At 48.3% G+C, this 15,321-nt stretch carries 15 protein-coding genes and 2 pseudogenes; 6 read left to right on the top strand and 11 right to left on the bottom strand.

Features of this window, described 5'->3' with window-relative positions:
• A pseudogene (locus BSZ32_RS19100) lies at window positions 1–187 on the top strand (IS4 family transposase); the annotation flags it as partial.
• 78 nt (window positions 188–265) lie between these two features.
• Here BSZ32_RS19100 and BSZ32_RS03320 read toward each other — a convergent pair.
• Together BSZ32_RS03320 and BSZ32_RS03315 are read right to left on the bottom strand one after the other, a co-directional pair.
• Complete coding sequence (locus tag BSZ32_RS03320; protein WP_105042108.1) at window positions 266–529, bottom strand: hypothetical protein; 264 nt, start codon at window positions 527–529, stop codon at window positions 266–268.
• A gap of 230 nt (window positions 530–759) precedes the next feature.
• Window positions 760–1,197: an EF-hand domain-containing protein gene (locus BSZ32_RS03315; protein ID WP_165788609.1), complete on the bottom strand. Its 438-nt coding sequence runs from the start codon at window positions 1,195–1,197 to the stop codon at window positions 760–762.
• Between the two features lie 143 nt (window positions 1,198–1,340).
• Here BSZ32_RS03315 and BSZ32_RS03310 point away from each other — a divergent pair, with 143 nt between their 5' ends.
• Window positions 1,341–3,140 carry an Hsp70 family protein gene (locus tag BSZ32_RS03310; protein WP_105042106.1) on the top strand — a complete coding sequence of 600 codons (1,800 nt, stop codon included), beginning with the start codon at window positions 1,341–1,343 and terminating at the stop codon, window positions 3,138–3,140.
• A 47-nt stretch (window positions 3,141–3,187) separates the two neighbouring features.
• Here the strand turns inward: BSZ32_RS03310 and BSZ32_RS03305 are convergent, their stop codons facing one another.
• The 7 genes and pseudogenes from BSZ32_RS03305 to BSZ32_RS20280 form a co-directional block, all read right to left on the bottom strand.
• A complete protein-coding gene (locus tag BSZ32_RS03305) occupies window positions 3,188–4,039 on the bottom strand; it encodes an alpha/beta hydrolase (RefSeq protein ID WP_105042105.1) in 852 nt (283 codons plus the stop codon).
• 32 nt (window positions 4,040–4,071) lie between these two features.
• Complete coding sequence (locus tag BSZ32_RS03300) at window positions 4,072–4,797, bottom strand: sialate O-acetylesterase (RefSeq protein ID WP_165788608.1); 726 nt, start codon at window positions 4,795–4,797, stop codon at window positions 4,072–4,074.
• The gene (locus BSZ32_RS19990; RefSeq protein WP_129589570.1) at window positions 4,775–4,948 is read right to left on the bottom strand and encodes a sialate O-acetylesterase; all 174 of its coding nucleotides are present in this window, start codon (window positions 4,946–4,948) and stop codon (window positions 4,775–4,777) included. Before BSZ32_RS19990 ends, BSZ32_RS03300 begins: the two co-directional genes overlap by 23 nt.
• 79 nt (window positions 4,949–5,027) lie before the next feature.
• On the bottom strand, window positions 5,028–6,071 hold the full coding sequence (locus tag BSZ32_RS03295) for a DUF6288 domain-containing protein (RefSeq protein ID WP_105042103.1): 1,044 nt from the start codon (window positions 6,069–6,071) through the stop codon (window positions 5,028–5,030).
• Between the two features lie 14 nt (window positions 6,072–6,085).
• On the bottom strand, window positions 6,086–6,748 hold the full coding sequence (locus BSZ32_RS19985) for a DUF6288 domain-containing protein (protein ID WP_165788607.1): 663 nt from the start codon (window positions 6,746–6,748) through the stop codon (window positions 6,086–6,088).
• A 637-nt stretch (window positions 6,749–7,385) separates the two neighbouring features.
• Complete coding sequence (gene purU, locus BSZ32_RS03285; RefSeq protein ID WP_105042101.1) at window positions 7,386–8,234, bottom strand: formyltetrahydrofolate deformylase; 849 nt, start codon at window positions 8,232–8,234, stop codon at window positions 7,386–7,388.
• A gap of 311 nt (window positions 8,235–8,545) precedes the next feature.
• Window positions 8,546–8,738: pseudogene (locus BSZ32_RS20280) on the bottom strand (sodium/glutamate symporter); the annotation flags it as partial.
• A 60-nt stretch (window positions 8,739–8,798) separates the two neighbouring features.
• On the opposite strand from BSZ32_RS20280, the gene BSZ32_RS03275 reads away from it, so the two are divergent.
• Window positions 8,799–9,749: a bile acid:sodium symporter family protein gene (locus BSZ32_RS03275; protein ID WP_105042100.1), complete on the top strand. Its 951-nt coding sequence runs from the start codon at window positions 8,799–8,801 to the stop codon at window positions 9,747–9,749.
• A gap of 77 nt (window positions 9,750–9,826) precedes the next feature.
• Window positions 9,827–11,515: an alpha-amylase family glycosyl hydrolase gene (locus BSZ32_RS03270; protein ID WP_105042099.1), complete on the top strand. Its 1,689-nt coding sequence runs from the start codon at window positions 9,827–9,829 to the stop codon at window positions 11,513–11,515.
• A gap of 67 nt (window positions 11,516–11,582) precedes the next feature.
• On the opposite strand, the gene BSZ32_RS03265 is transcribed toward BSZ32_RS03270, so the two are convergent.
• Complete coding sequence (locus tag BSZ32_RS03265) at window positions 11,583–12,812, bottom strand: LL-diaminopimelate aminotransferase (protein WP_105042098.1); 1,230 nt, start codon at window positions 12,810–12,812, stop codon at window positions 11,583–11,585.
• Window positions 12,813–12,903: 91 nt separating this feature from the next.
• On the opposite strand from BSZ32_RS03265, the gene recO reads away from it, so the two are divergent.
• Window positions 12,904–13,434, top strand: coding sequence for a DNA repair protein RecO (recO, locus tag BSZ32_RS03260; protein ID WP_165788606.1), 531 nt, complete (start codon window positions 12,904–12,906; stop codon window positions 13,432–13,434).
• 158 nt (window positions 13,435–13,592) lie between these two features.
• Window positions 13,593–14,492 carry a tetratricopeptide repeat protein gene (locus tag BSZ32_RS03255; RefSeq protein ID WP_105042096.1) on the top strand — a complete coding sequence of 300 codons (900 nt, stop codon included), beginning with the start codon at window positions 13,593–13,595 and terminating at the stop codon, window positions 14,490–14,492.
• On the opposite strand, the gene BSZ32_RS03250 is transcribed toward BSZ32_RS03255, so the two are convergent.
• Window positions 14,489–15,283 carry a hypothetical protein gene (locus BSZ32_RS03250; RefSeq protein ID WP_105042095.1) on the bottom strand — a complete coding sequence of 265 codons (795 nt, stop codon included), beginning with the start codon at window positions 15,281–15,283 and terminating at the stop codon, window positions 14,489–14,491. The two genes, BSZ32_RS03255 and BSZ32_RS03250, sit on opposite strands and share 4 nt — an antisense overlap.
• Between the last annotated feature and the right edge of the window lie 38 nt (window positions 15,284–15,321).

Genomic DNA, 15,321 nt, shown 5'->3' with positions numbered 1-15,321 from the left:
TTATAAAAGAGCAGAACTGCCTGAGAAATTACTGTTCCTACTATCCGAAGAGCTTCTCGTCATAAGAAAAGGAAGACACGAACCGCGAGCAAGAAAAAGGAGGCCTAAAAGTTATCAATTACTAACAAAACCGAGACACCAATTTAAAGAAATTCAGCATAGGAGCAAATACAAGAAAACCGCTTAAGTCCGTGCCATTCGGGTCAGGCCTACGGAGGTGCCCGTTGTTATTGGGCTGGGATTGACGGTTGGAAACCGTCGCCACTTAGAGTCTGGAGATGGTTACTGGGCGAGACTCTTGGATGGATAGGTCGGCGGCGATGCTGACTTTGAGGCTTTCGACGGCGTCGTCGAATGTGGAGTGGATTCCGGCGTGTGAGTCACTTTTTAGAGCGGTGAGGAAGGCTCTGTTCTCAGCGAGCAAGGGGTTATCAATGGAGATGAGTTCTTCGGTGTGGGCTGCGCTGTGTTGGATTTTTAGGTCCATGCAGTGGTTGCTGAAGCGGAAGGTCTTTTCGCGGGAGGCCATTTCGAGGTTGATTCCGAGTGCGCCACCGCCGTGTTGTTTGGTGAAACATGAGGTATTATTAGTAATAGTCGGCAGAGCTGAGAAGGGATTTCTTTATTTCAGAGCTTGTTCTAAATCTCACAAATCCAGATGAGCAAAGAAACGATTACGATCTGTGGGACAGCTACCAAAAAAATCCCACAGTTCCGAGGAACCGTGGGATGCTATAGTGACGTGTTTAAAATGTGAGATTACTCAGCGCTGTCGCCACGTGAACCCCCTTTTTCACCACCTTTTTTGTGGCCGTGCTTGTGACCATGGTGACCGGGGAGTCTTACTCCGGCTTCACGGGCAGCTTTACGCTCTTCTTTGCTAAGCTTGCCATCTTTATCGGTGTCGTGCTGAGAGATGATTGCCTCTCTGGCTGCTTTCTTTTCGTCTTTATCGAGCTTGCCGTCATTATTGGTATCGTGTTTTGCGATGAATGCAGCTTTGCGTTCTGCCATAGCTGCCTTAGCCGCTTCGCGTTCTTCTTCAGAGAGTTTGCCGTCACCGTCCGTATCGAATTTTGCGATCATGTGAGCATGCTTTTTGTCACAAACTTTTTTACCATTCTTTCCATCTTCTGCTTGAGCGAGGACTGGAATGGAGAGGGCGATGATTGCGAGGAGTAGTGTTTTTGTTTTCATAATATTCATTTGGTTCACCTACTGAAACCATCCTTCTGCTGAGGAGTTGCAAAAAAGAGGTATTATTTTTAACTAGATAGATGAGGGCTTATTTTTTGAGGAATCTTTTTGCTTAGTCGGAGATGAGACGTTAACTAGTGAGCATGCTTGAGGACATCATTGGTATTGATCTAGGAACGACTAATTCAGCAGTCGGTGTAGTAGAAAGCGGGTTTCCCATTTTACTTGCGAATGCTGATGGTGAAAGGATCACTCCTAGTGCGGTTAGTTATGCTGCTGATGGCAGTGTGGTGGTTGGGAAGTCGGCCTTACGTCGGCGGGGTGCAGGGGTACAGGTGATTACCAGTATTAAGCGTTACATGGGACGCCGCTATGCTGAAGTATCGGAGGATAAGTACTGTGTGCCATTGAGTGGAGGAGCTGACGGAGGAGTGCTCGCTGCTGGAAAAACTCCAATCGAAGTGAGTGCCGAAATTCTAAAAGAGCTCAAAAGTATTGCCGAGACTCAGCTAGAGCGGAATGTCTGTAAGGCGGTGATTACTGTCCCAGCGTATTTCAATGATGCACAACGCAATGCCACGAAACAGGCTGGTGAGCTCGCTGGGCTCGAAGTCGTACGTATTGTCAGTGAACCCACAGCGGCAGCTCTGGCCTATGGCTTAGATAAGTTAGAAGAATACGCTAAGGTGGCTGTCTATGACCTAGGTGGAGGAACTTTTGATATTTCGGTTCTGGAAATGCGAGAAGGGGTATTTCAAGTGCTAGCAACTGATGGTGACACCCAGTTAGGTGGTGATGATATCGATGAGGCTCTAGCGCATTGGGTCTGGGCACAAATTGGTGAGCAATCAACCTTATCGGATGGTGAGCGACAGCGTTTGATTGACGCGGCGCGTGATGTGAAGGAACAACTTTCAAATACAGAATCGACTGCACTGCGTATTCCATTTTTCCGTGAAAATCTCAATTTAGATATCGAGGTCAGCCGCCAACAATTTGAAAAAGTGGTGGCCTCTGTGATTGGTAAAACGGAGAGCCATTGCCGCCGCGTTTTGAATGATGCAGGAATCAAGTCTCCATCTGAGGAACTGGATGCGGTCGTATTGGTTGGTGGTTCAACCCGCATACCCTCTGTTAGGGCGTTGGTTGAAAAGGTCTTCGAAAAGGTGCCAGATGTGAGCCAGCATCCCGACGAGGCTGTTGCTCTAGGTGCTGTGATTCAGGCGGGAGTGCTTTCTGGAGCGCTGCGCGAGATGGTGCTGTTGGATGTGACACCGTTGAGTCTGGGCATTGAGACCTTTGGCGGCTTAATGAATGTCCTCATTCCACGCAATACAACTATTCCATGTAAAGCTGGTGAAATGTTCACAAATGCTGTGGCAAATCAGCAAAGTATGCGCGTGCGTGTACTCCAGGGGGAGCGCGAGATGGCTAGAGATAATTGGGAACTCGGGAAAGTGGATGTCTTGTTCGAGTCCGCACCAAAAGGGCAAGCCCGAGTGGGTATTCAATTTTCAATAGATGAAAATGGAATTTTAGAAGTCCTCACCCGAGATACGGTTACGAATACCGATACCTTGTTAGAAATTGATAGTGCGGCAGTGGATGTCGATGACGAAGCTGTGGAGAAGATGGTCAGCGAGAGCGTGGACTATGCCTTTGATGATATGTCCGAGCGTATTTTCACCGAAGCAAAAATGAAGGCCGAGGAACTACTGCCCGCAGTACAAGCTGGAATGGAGCAAGTGGGTGAGGTGATGGAGCCTACAGACGTGGAGCTGATTCGTACGGCAGAATTAGATGTGCGATCCGCCTTGGAAACCGGCGAAGCGAACATTCTCAAAGCTGCTGTCCAACGGCTAGACAAAGCGACCGAACACATGGCTGCAGTCCTCGTAGAAAAGGCCATGGAGGCGGCCTTGATGAAAAAACTAGGCGAGTAGTACATTTCGCTGAGGTTAACTTTCTCTTGAGGTAATCTCCAACAACGCTAGTTGCCGGGGCTGACCTTGAGAATCTCTTTACTGAGCCATTTTTGGCAGAGCGCTGGCCATGTTTCTGCTGCTGGGTTACCTGAGCGCATGCCGTAGCCGTGGCCACCAGATGGAGTTATATGTAACTCATAGGGCGATTTAGATTTTTGCAAGGCAGAGGCCATGACGAGACTGCTATTGGCGAATGAGTCATCAGTAGCAACAAAGAGAAACATGGGAGGTGTCTGCTGCGTGATTTTCAGCTCGGGCGTTAGCGACTTGTCGTTACCTTGGTCTAGGTAAGCTGGGTAGATCAAGATTGAGAAATCTGGTCTAGCTGAGATTTCGTCGATTTCGTCAGTAGCCGGATAAAGCGTCTCACTATACCTCGTGGCGGCTCTGGCGCTGAGGCTACCGCCGGCGGAGAAGCCCATGATGCCGACCTTGTCTATGTTAAAGCGCTCGCTCATAGATCTGACGGTTCGAAGAGCTCTCTGAGCATCTTGCAATGCCCCAAGTTTATTCTTAGGCACACGATACTGTAGAACAAAGGCGGTGTAACCCAGTTGGCTGAGCCACTCTCCAATCTCGTAGCCTTCCTTATCAACGGCTAGAATGTTGTATCCTCCACCTGGACAAATGATGATGGCCGCGCCATTTTTGACAGCTTCATCAGGCTGATAGATAGTCAATGATGGGTCAGTGACTTTGGACAATCTAGTGACACCTCCCGAATTGTTTTTTGAGACTAGAGCTGGCAACTTTGGTTCTGATTGGCCGGGTGCAGATTCGGGCCATAACTGAATAATGTCTTGTTGAGCAAAGCAGCTAAAACTGGTGAGTAAGAGAGTGAAGAAGATAGATTTCATAGAGGTGTTTTTAGTTTTTAAGCTGAAAAATATTATTTCTCAGTGTTGAGGATGTCTCGCATGGCTACAGCCATTGATTGACCTAACATCCACTGACCTTTTGCGTTGTAGTGGACTTTGTCTTTGAGGAGAGGGAATTTGTCAGTTGAAACCATGGTAGCACGCGTGATGATCTCTGGTTTGCCTGAATGAGAGACGGCAGCAGCCATCTGGGCGCGAATCAATTCAGTGTGGGGATAGCGCTTCAACGCTGGGGTGTGGGGAAGGACTTGCCCAAAGACCATGGGCAGGTCAGGGGTTTTTAAATCCGCTGAAATTCTGTTTCTTAAGAGTTTGAGGCAAGCGGCGTATTCATTTGCTGACTGCTTATTCTGTGCGTCTCGTTCGCCTTGCATCCATAAAAACCGGCGGATCTTAGGTGTGTTGCCGTAAGCCTTCAGGTTGTTGATTCCAGCAGTAAATTTGAGTATCATTGCGCTGTAGAGGATACCTTTTTTTGCATCTTCGTCGTCGATGCCTGGGTAGAAATTTGTACGTCGCTCAGATGATGGAGCATCCCCGATCCATCTGCCACCGCTCCAACCATGGTGTAAAGGCATGCCGCTGGAGAAAAACTTGATGAGATAAATTTCTTTGCCATCTTTCGTCATCTCGTGGCTAAAACCAATTTCTGGACCAAAATCGCCAACACGAGCGGCGGATTTAGTTTTCCCTAGTTCTATAGGAACAAAGCCCTTACCTGTGAAAAAAATGAGCATTAGGAAGCAAGGCGCGCTGTGATGCATCTAGGTTTTTAACCTTACCGACACCCTGCATGTTGGACTGGCCAGCTAGTAGATAGACGTCGACTTCCTTTGCGTAGAGTTGTGCCGAAAATAAGGTGGAAATGAGTAGGCTTAGAAGGCGCATGTTGCAGATACTGCGCTGGGATCCTGATCTTTCAATCTGTATTCTCGTCTAATTCGCACCAAGCAATAACTCGAGCCTGTTATTGGGTATTTTTACCGGTTTCTTTTTGCACGTATTTCTGATCGTCTCCATTCAGTAACGTTAAATTTACAGTGATTACTTTACCATTTTTCCGACGTATGCAGACTACGCCACCTGAGGAATCGGATGAGACCAGCTTGCCTTCGAAAGACTTGCTGCCGTCAGGGTTGTGCCATTTACGCAACTGAGGCAAGTCGGCAGTCTTTGGCTCGCGGCTTCCAGTTTCGTTCAGACCATGAATTTTCAACTTTGAATTTTGCATATTTAAGACAAGAGCCATGGTGCCAGTCAAATGAAGTCGGGAGGATGTATAGTAGCCCTTGTCACCTCTGTCCCGTCCGGGCAAGGCAACAAAGGACCCGTCGTGACAACGCGCCATATTGAACCATGCCTTATTGTAATCCATCATATCGCGGAGGGCTTTCTCATTTCCAGACGCATTCGCACCGAGTAGGCCCCAGCAGACTCCAAGCACGCTATCTGCATGGGCGTCGTTGAGATGTAGCACAGAGTCATTGAGGCCACGAATGACTCTCTTGATGTATCTCTCGTTCTCTTTGGAATATTCTCCAAGCATGTGAGAAATAATGGCAAGTCCTTGGCGGCCCGCAGCCGCGTAGCCGCCTTGTTTCGTATGATAACCGATGTAGCCTCCGTCCGTCGTGCTCTTCCGCAAATAGTCGCGCGCGAGATCAATTTTCTCCTGGGCTACATCAGCTCCGGTGTCTTTTGCGAGTTCGAGAGCAGTGACTGCCAACGCGGTCGTGATGGTCATGGTTCCGTATCCTTCAACAATTGTGATATGACCGAATCCACCAGTACGGAATTTGTTACCGACATTCCCCATTTTGCCGTGCGTGCGCTCACTGTAGTAAGCCATATCCGCAACCTGACCACCTTGCAGGGTGTCGACTATACCTTGAATGGTAGGGAGTACAGATTTGTCTTTGGTCTGAAGATAATACTCAGAAAGGAGAATGCACTGATACGCGGTTGGCCATACCCAAGCACCGGGGCTTGGAATGGTATTCCATGTTCTCACAAGCTTGCGGGCGTCTATTTTTTTCCCGCAGCCAGAAGGGCGAGACCGCTCATGCACTTCGCGTGGCAGGCTTCGTTGTTTAGAAAATCACTATCGGAAATATACTTCACCGCAGCTTTGGCAAGATATTCAGATTTCTCGCAATTGTATGGAAAAGTTTCTGAGAACCGGCCAATGCGTTTAAGCGGGACAACAACCTCTATTTCTTTTTCGGCGCGTTGGACAGTCAGAGTCAGCTGGCCGTCATCACCTTCTGAATCTTCGATGGCATTTCCGAAATCCATCATTGGCCCTTCGTAGCCAATTTTTGGGAATTCGCGCTTTCTTTTCGAGTGATCGCCGAACTGATGCTTCACTTTAAAGGGCTTCCCATTGATGCCTGTAATCACATCATTAAGTTTAAGGTTACCCTTTGCCGGACTTCTCGGGAATATGTATTTTACGGTGAACGACAGGCTTTGAAGAGTCGCCCGAGCTCCTGTGGGACCAAGATTAATCAGATAGCCCGGCACGTCCTTGTCAGGCCCTGTATTAGTGGGAGTCTCCCACCGATCACGATTATTTTTCTCAATAGCCAGAAGGTTAACACTGCCTAGAATAAGAAAAAAGCAGTTAAAAGTCGGAAGACAAAGACAGAATTCATTTATGGATACTAGGTGGTTGATTATTTTGAGCAAGAAAAAATGATTTGTGTAAAATATCTAAGGCTTACGGAACAAATAAAGGTGTCTAAGATGCGTTGGATAATCATTTAGGAGCAAGGCAGATAGTGAGGCGTATAGTCGACTATTCGGTGCACTATCGAACGCAGCTCATGAATGATTAAACAAGCAGATTGGATGCCTTTATTTTTTCCGTGAGCCTAAATCGATCTATGTTTCTGAAGCTCTTGGTTCTGAAAATTTTGAGAAATTCTGCAATTTTGTATATAGACAGGCTGTTGCTAGAAAATCGATTACAAAAAATCATACTGAATTTATTGTCTTGCAGTGTGGCTGACCATAAAACCTAATACCATTTGAATAGTTAGATTGGGGTAATGACGCTGAAGGTTTTCTATTCTAGCAAGGCTCAAGGAAGGAGCATAGCGAGCTATGTGACTGACGCAGAACGCCGCTAGAATGGGAAGAATTCAGCGTTATATTAGAATTCAGCTTGGCTGACAAATCACCAACCTCAAAACCAATCATTACTCCAAGGTAACTGTGAAAATGGTATAACACGTAAAATGTAATGCCATATTGGGCTGAAAGGGATTCTCTTAGTTTTATAGCTCGTTCTCAATTGTTACAAATTTTGATGTGCGTCAGTATATCAGTCCTCAAAGACGATCGCGCGGTTTCCGTCTATGATTGTGCGGTCGTAGGCGTGGTAGCGGATACCTCGGGCGAGGGCGCTGCGTTCGCAGTCGCGGCCTAGACGCATGAGGTCTTGTGGCGAGTGAGAGTGGAGAACACGTTTGACTTCCTGCTCGATGATTGGGCCAGCATCGAGGTCGGCAGTGACGTAGTGGCACGTGGCGCCGATGAGTTTGACGCCGCGGTTGTAGGCCTGTCGGTAAGGATTGGCACCGATGAAGGCGGGTAGGAATGAATGGTGGATGTTGATCAATTTGCCGGAGAATTCGTCGCAGAACCAGTTTGGTAGGATCTGCATGAAACGAGCGAGGATGCCGAGCTGAACTTCTTCATCACGCAGGATTTGTGCAATCTGCTGGAAGCCATCGTTCTTTTGATCACCGTCCATGTCGATGTGGTGGAAGGGGATGCCTTCTTTTTCGGCGATCGCCTGACAGTGGTCACGGTTGCCGATGATGGAGGTGATCTCTAGTGGTAGATCACTTTCGCTGGTGCGCCAGAGAATCTCGTTGAGGCAATGGGTGGTCTTGGTGACAAGAATGACGGTGCGGAGCTTGAACGGTGAGTGGCGGAAGTGCCATTCAGCCTTGAGGGCTTCACCTAATACATTGAATCCAGTAATGAAGGAGTTAATCTCAACATCAATGTCTGCGGTGTCAATTTCTAGGCGGGCAAAAAACTTGCTGTCGAAGGTGTTGGTGAATTGATTGAACTCCAAGAGGTTGCCATTGTGAGAGGCGATATAGTTGGCGATTTTGGCCACGATTCCGTGTTGGTCCGGGCAAGAGAGTTTGAGAATGAGCATGGCTATAGTGAGTTTCGCTGAAAGTGGCTTAGAATGTATCGGACGATTGGAATAGTCGAGAACTACGATATCGTGGATAGTCGTTCTATCGAGGTCGTTTGGGTGAAAATCTCCGAATGTTTGTTTAAACTCGTCAATCTAAATAAAAAGACAGAAATTTGATAAAAACTTTATTCTCCCGCGTATAAAGAATTATGCGAACTACTGGTTGTTAGTTGTTTTCATGTTTTCATTGTGTAGAAAGGTCGTCTTGGGGGAGTACCTCAGGGCGGCCTTTTTTTTACGCCACAATTGATTAATCGAGTTAATGATCAAAGCGAGAGAAAGTAGCGAATGATGAAGGAGTTTGCTAGATCGGCGAAGAATGCGCCGACGAGTGGGAGTGTAATAAAGGCTGAGGGTGCAGGCCCATGAGTTTTGGTGACTGCAGAGATGTTGGCAAATGCTGGCAACTGCCGTGGGTGTTGCGCCGAGAGCGAAGCCGGCAAAACCAGCACTGAGCAGCGAGACTGGCAAGCACCGCTTGACCTGACAGGGAACTTCTAGCATAAGCATTTAGTCTTTATGAAGATTCTAGCAGCATGTACTAATCTATTTTGGCTTTGGACTATACTTGGTGTCGTGTGGGCTTGGTTTCAGCCCGAAGCCTTTACCTGGTTCCTCACTGGAGTAGTGCCAGGGACTTCCATTAAGCTGCTCACTGCTGGACTGGGCGTGATTATGTTAGGGATGGGGATTACTCTGAGCTTAACTGATTTTAAGGCGGTCCTGAAGACCCCCAAACAAGTATTTATCGGGGTGGCAGCTCAATTTTTGATCATGCCATTTATTGGGTGGTCGGTGGCCACGTTATTTGACCTAGCTCCGATGCTAAAACTGGGCGTGATTCTGGTGAGTTGTTGCCCAGGTGGCACTGCGAGCAATGTGATTTGTTATTTGGCACGGGCCAATGTGGCACTGAGTGTTTTAATGACGATGTGCTCCACCTTCTTAGCTGTGGTGCTGACTCCCTATCTCACCAAATTCTATGCCAGTGCCATTTTAGAGGTCGATGCTGCGGCTATGATATGGTCGATGGTGACTATTGTGTTGTTGCCAGTGGTGGGAGGAGTCTTACTAAATCACTTCTTTAAGGGGAAACTTGAGAAAGTGAAGGCCGTGTCACCTGTGATTTCGGTGCTAGTCATCGTGCTCATTGTGGGTGGGGTGATAGGGTTAAAAAAAGATTCGATCATCGAGTATGCTGCCACCTTGCTGCCAGCCGTATTCATCGTGCACATCTTAGGCTTTGCTCTGGGGTATATTGTGGCAAAATTATTGAAGTTAGAAGAACGAAGCTGCCGCACGGTTTGTATCGAAGTCGGAATGCAGAACTCGGGCTTAGGCTCCAAATTAGCTGCAGACCACTTTTCCGCATTGGCGATGACTCCCTGTGCTATCTCAGCCCTCTACCACTGCATGATCGGAAGCCTGCTCGCCGCTTATTGGCGCACACGGCCACCATCTAAGGACTGATGGCACACTTCCGCTTGTTGATCCCTAAAGAAATCAACGGGCTGTTAGGCTATAATTGTTTATCTCTGGCGTAGAAAATGAGAGGTTCAGCGGCAGTGAGAACAACAATCTATCAGCTCTTTGTAAGGCATTTTGGAAATACCTGTTCTGCGCGTGTCATCGATGGGGATATTGAGCAGAACGGCTGTGGCAAATTTGCCGACATCACTGAAGCTTCACTGAGGGCAATCAAGACGATGGGCTTCACTCACATTTGGCTTACTGGAGTGCTTGAGCACGCCAGCTTGACCCGCTATCATGGAATTCCAGCTGACGATTCAGTCTTGATGAAGGGCAAGGCGGGCAGCCCTTATGCTATCCGCGATTACTTTGATGTCTCGGCAGACTACGCAGTCGAGCCTGAGAATCGCTTGGAGGAATTCTCAAGCCTGCTAGATCGTTGCCATGAGCTAGGGCTCAAGACGATCATCGATTTTGTGCCTAACCACGTGGCCCGCAGTTATTGTAGCGACGTCAAACCGGATCTGAATTTTGGTGAAAGTGATGACAGCTCGCGTTTCTTTGCTTGGAACAATAATTTTTATTACCTTGAGGGTGACCTGCCGATGCTCTTGCCAGGTGGCGAGTTCGCTGCGGAAGGCGCTGGACGAGTCACAGGAAATAACGCGGCGACTTGGGAACCTAGTTTGAGTGATTGGTACGAGACCGTGAAACTCAATTACGGGCACGACTTCACCACTGGCCGCAACACCCATGAGCTTCCCTCCAAAGAGGCTCATATCGATGAAGTCCCTGACACTTGGGTGAAGATGGATGCTATTTTAGCCTACTGGCAGGAAATGGGTGTCGATGGATTTCGCTGTGATATGGCGCACATGGTGCCTATGGAGTTTTGGGCGTGGGCGAGCCGCAGGGCGCGCCTGCGATATAGCCAATGTTATTTCATGGCTGAAGCTTATGATGGTGATCCAGCTAAACTGACACATGATAATGTGCTGGAGGCGTTGTTAGCGAATGGTTTTGATACGGTTTATGATGGCGATAGTTACGAGCTGGTAAAGAGCGTGGTGGAGGAGGGGCGCAATACGAACGATCTAGATGCATTGCTTTGGGATGCGACGCGTCTGGAAAAGATGCTGCGCTACAGCGAGAATCACGATGAGGTTCGTCTTTGCTCTAGCCATCATTGGGGTGGACATGGAGCTAAGATGGGAAAAGTAGTGACCGCTTTTCTCTCTGCAGTAGGTTCTGGGCCATTCATGCTCTATAACGGGCAAGAGGTAGGTGAGGTAGGTGATGGCGATGAAGGTTTTGCTAAGGATGATGGACGGAGCAGCATTTTTGATTACGGATCACTTCCCGCACTCTCTCAATGGGTCAATGGAGGAACCTATGATGGTGGTGGACTTACTGAGGAACAGACAGCTCTACGGGACTGGTATGGGGAATGGTTCGTGCTGATGAATGAGCCTGCTTTTGTTCGCGGTGGAGTTTATGGTCTCAATTCAGCAAACTTCAAAAACGCCAGTTTCAAGGCGGGAGATGAAGCGGTGGCACAAAGTATCTATGCCTTCCTGCGGCACGACCGAGAAAGCGATGAAGCTTTCCTTGTTGTCCTTAATTTCAGCCCAATTCATTGCGCCAAGAACCTAGAAGTAGTTATCCCTAAAAGCGCTCAGGAGTGGCTGGATGCAGAGGTGGCGAATAGATTGATCATAGGTGATCTAGACCCCTGTGGTGTGACTGTCATTCAGTTGGCTTTGTGAATGGTCATGAAAAAGGCAGAGCCGAAGCTCTGCCTTTGTTAAAAATTATTAGTATATCCAGTGGAGATTAGAGAAGAGCCTTGAGGCGCTTACAGACTTCCTCAACGTTGGCACGTGAGTTGAATGCGGAGATGCGGAAGTAGCCTTCACCGGCAGCACCAAATCCAGAACCTGGAGTGATCACCACATTGGCCTCTGAGAGCATCTTGTCGAACATGTCCCATGAGCTAAGACCTGCTGGGCAAGCGACCCAAACGTAAGGAGCATTTTCGCCGCCGAATACTTTGAGACCTAGCTCGGTACAGGCTGTGCGGAGGAGAGCGGCATTGCCCATGTAGTGTTCTACGAGAGCAGCAACCTCAGCTTTACCAGCATCGCTGAAGACTGCTTCTGCGCCACGTTGGACTGGGTAGGAAGCTCCGTTGAATTTAGTAGATGTACGACGGCTCCAGAGTTGTTTGATACTGATTTTCTCACCCGTAGCGGTAGAGCCGAATACTGAGTCAGGGATCACGATGTAGCCGCAGCGTACGCCCGTGAACCCACCATTCTTTGAGAATGAGCGGAACTCGAGCGCGCATTCTTTAGCGCCTTCGATTTCGTAGATTGACTTAGGAACGTCTGCATCCTGGATGAATGCTTCGTACGCTGCATCATAAAGGATGATCGCGTCGTTCTTGAGTGCGTAGTCGACCCATGCTTGAAGCTGCTCGCGTGTGGCCGATGCCCCAGTTGGGTTGTTAGGGTAGCAGAGGTAGATGATGTCTACTTTTTCTTTCGGGATAGCAGGAACGAAATCGTTCTCAGCGGTGCAGGCAAGGTAAACAAGACCTTCGTAGCGACCGTTTTCATCGCCTTCACCGGTGTTGCCGATCATGACGTTGGTATCAACGTAAACTGGGTAGACTGGGTCAGTAACTGCGATGGTGTTACCTTTGCCGAAAATGTCGAGGATGTTGCCAGTGTCACACTTGGATCCATCGGAAACGAAGATGTCGTCAGCTGAGATGTCGAGACCCGCGAATGCGTTGTCAGCAATCGCTTCGCGGAGGAAGCCATAGCCTTGCTCAGGACCGTAACCACGGAAGGTGTCGCGACAGCCGAGTTCGTCTACAGCCTTGTGCATTGCTTCCTGCACAGCTTTGGGTAGAGCTTCCGTCACGTCGCCAATACCGCAACGGATGAGTGTAGATGCTTTGTCAGCGTTAGCTTCGGTGTAGGCTGCCACGCGGCGGCCGATTTCTGGGAAAAGATACCCAGCTTTGAGTTTAAGAAAGTTGTCGTTGATGCGAGCCATAATGCGGCGGATGCTGGTAAAGGATGCCGGTATATGCAAGTGCTGAATTTGAGATTTGTGATTTGTGATGAGTTAGTGGAGAATGACCCGGATGCAATCAGGGCGGGGGATCATTCTAAGACTCACAAAGCTAAGCGACACCAGCTTGATTGTGACTTGGTGCGTCGAAGGGGTGGGGCTCATCAAGACCGTTGCAAAGGGAGCCCGCAGGTCTAAGGGGAGTTTCTCGGGCAAGATTGATTTGTTCTACATTGCAGATATAGAGTGGGTGGAGAGTCGGAAATCTGAGCTACATACCCTCCGAGAAGTTTGCCCTATCGAATACCATGAAGGGCTTAGGGGGCAATACCGCGATGTGTTGCTCGCTGGTTACTTCACGGCACTCGCCGAGCATGTGATGGAATTTGGCCAGAGCGATGACGAGGTGTTTGACCTGCTCCGCCGAGCAATCAATTTCCTCAATACCAAAGGGGCAACGCTTAGGGCGTTAGAGCATTTTGAAAATGAACTGGCGAGAATGACCGGAATCTGGGACGGTCGAAGAAGATCAAATCTAGCAATCGAGGATGCTTTTGGCTCACTGCCTCGAAGCCGAATCGAGTGTCTTGAACAGTTGGCGTGAGTTGTCCAAACATCGGGAGTCCAAACAATTCCAGATGAATTAGCGAGAACTTCAATTTTATTAAGCGTAGAACTACTCGATTTTGATTGCCGATGTGAATTCGGCATTCTAATAATAGAAAGTGTTCCCATAATTTTTAATACCCTTATAAACTATCGATGAATGCTGGAACCGCGAATATTTTAGACATGCTCTCTACCAGAGTTGAGAAACTCTGTGAAAAGGGTGAATGGCAAGAGGCCTACCACGCTTCACAGGCAGTGGTCGATAAAGCGCGAGGTGCAGTCGTGCAGAAAGAGGGTGGTGCAGAGTTAGCTCTAGCAGGAAGTATAGAGATTCAAGCTGATTTATTGCGCCAAACTGGGAATTTGGAAGAGGCTCGTCTCGGATATTTGGAATCTCTTGAGATTGCCAATCAGTTTACTGATAATGAAGTGATGCTAGCTCGGATCAGTGCAAGTGTGGCAGTGCTCTACGATAATGTGGAAAATGAGGCTGAAGCGGTTCGTTTTTATGAGCGCGCGATTGAGCTCTATGCACGAGCTGGAATGGGACACTCAGAAGAAGTTGCAGATATTTGTAATAACGTTGGGTTTGTCTATCGCTCAATTGGTAACTTTGATGCAGCTGAGGATCTTTTACTCAAGGGGTTAGAGATTTGTAATCACACCTTGGGGCTGGAGCATGAAAAGACGGCGACTCTGTGTAATAACTTAGGAGCGCTCTATCTCAAACTGGAGAGAAATACTCAGGCGAGAGAGATGAATATGATGGCTTTGGAAACTCGATTCAAGGTGTTAGGTGGTGCGCATCCTGACACTGCTCAATCTCACGCAAATCTAGCTCTGTCCCTCTGTAAAGGGGGAGAGCTAAAAGAGGCTGAAGAGCATTTTAAGTCCGCTGTGAAAATCTACGAGAAGCATATCAACGAAGAAAAACACGAGTATGCTGCGGTGGTGGAAAACTACGCAGAGTTTCTGAAAATGTCTAACAACGAGAAGACCGCTGAGAGCGTGATCAAAAAGGCACAGAAGAAACTTTCAAAAGTAGCGGGCTAATTAGCTGAGTACACAGACTCGTCTAACAACCATTTCTTTAACGTTTTGGTTTGAGCTGTGACATTGCCGATGACTCGGTAATGGGAGTTCTGGAGGGCGACTGCATTCTCTTTGGTTTCGTCGACGACACACCACGGAGCTCTTCCGGAGGAGTGGATGAAATGGAGCTCGCTGCCGTCGTGGACGATGAAGCCCACATGCTTGTCGAGGCCTACGATATAGATGCCGGCAGCTTTAGATAGAATCAACTCGTGAAACGCTGAGTAGTCCATGCCCGTGCGAATGGACATGGAGTCCCGCGGGACGAATGCTCCGAGGATTGTCTGTGAAGGTTGCTGCGAGAGTTTGATCCGAGGCAGTGAGAAGCCAGCGTCGCGCATGATCGTGTTGACGAAGTAGCCGCAAGCTATTTTTCCGTTCCCTGGCGTTTCGGTAGTTCCGTTAAAGTCCCATTGTGTTCCGAGCCAGCAACGCATCATTTTTGGAAGTATAGATTCTAACAATATGCGAGATTCTGAAAGGACGACTTCTCGTTCAGCATCGTTTTGAGCAGCATTGTAACTCTGAGCTAGGCGGCTTTTCCTAATTTCAATGTCTTTTTTGAGGGTTTCGTATTGCTCAGGCTGCGGGACTTGTTTCCTTGCTTTTGCACTGAGAGAGGGGAGACGAATCTCATCTTGGAGCAGCCAGAGCGTGAGCCCAATTGAGGCTGCTGTGCACATCAAAAAGAACACGATCAATAGAGCGCGGTCTGAGCGGGATTTTGATGCTATGGCGTTTGATTTAGGCATTTGGCTGCTTAGCTTTATCCGTAGGCTACCCTGTACTA

The organism is Rubritalea profundi (assembly GCF_002954445.1).
Lineage (GTDB): Bacteria > Verrucomicrobiota > Verrucomicrobiia > Verrucomicrobiales > Akkermansiaceae > Rubritalea > Rubritalea profundi.
This window is presented reverse-complemented; position numbering and strand designations above follow the sequence as displayed.

Coding starts and splice junctions, on each gene's coding strand:
- BSZ32_RS03275 (WP_105042100.1), top strand. CDS start 8,799: ATGAAGATTCTAGCAGCATGTACTAATCTATTTTGGCTTTGGACTATA.
- BSZ32_RS03315 (WP_165788609.1), bottom strand. CDS start 1,197: ATGAAAACAAAAACACTACTCCTCGCAATCATCGCCCTCTCCATTCCA.
- purU (WP_105042101.1), bottom strand. CDS start 8,234: ATGCTCATTCTCAAACTCTCTTGCCCGGACCAACACGGAATCGTGGCC.
- BSZ32_RS03300 (WP_165788608.1), bottom strand. CDS start 4,797: ATGCTCATTTTTTTCACAGGTAAGGGCTTTGTTCCTATAGAACTAGGG.
- recO (WP_165788606.1), top strand. CDS start 12,904: ATGCAATCAGGGCGGGGGATCATTCTAAGACTCACAAAGCTAAGCGAC.
- BSZ32_RS03305 (WP_105042105.1), bottom strand. CDS start 4,039: ATGAAATCTATCTTCTTCACTCTCTTACTCACCAGTTTTAGCTGCTTT.
- BSZ32_RS03270 (WP_105042099.1), top strand. CDS start 9,827: ATGAGAGGTTCAGCGGCAGTGAGAACAACAATCTATCAGCTCTTTGTA.
- BSZ32_RS03250 (WP_105042095.1), bottom strand. CDS start 15,283: ATGCCTAAATCAAACGCCATAGCATCAAAATCCCGCTCAGACCGCGCT.
- BSZ32_RS03255 (WP_105042096.1), top strand. CDS start 13,593: ATGAATGCTGGAACCGCGAATATTTTAGACATGCTCTCTACCAGAGTT.
- BSZ32_RS03310 (WP_105042106.1), top strand. CDS start 1,341: ATGCTTGAGGACATCATTGGTATTGATCTAGGAACGACTAATTCAGCA.
- BSZ32_RS03320 (WP_105042108.1), bottom strand. CDS start 529: ATGGCCTCCCGCGAAAAGACCTTCCGCTTCAGCAACCACTGCATGGAC.
- BSZ32_RS03265 (WP_105042098.1), bottom strand. CDS start 12,812: ATGGCTCGCATCAACGACAACTTTCTTAAACTCAAAGCTGGGTATCTT.
- BSZ32_RS19990 (WP_129589570.1), bottom strand. CDS start 4,948: ATGCGCCTTCTAAGCCTACTCATTTCCACCTTATTTTCGGCACAACTC.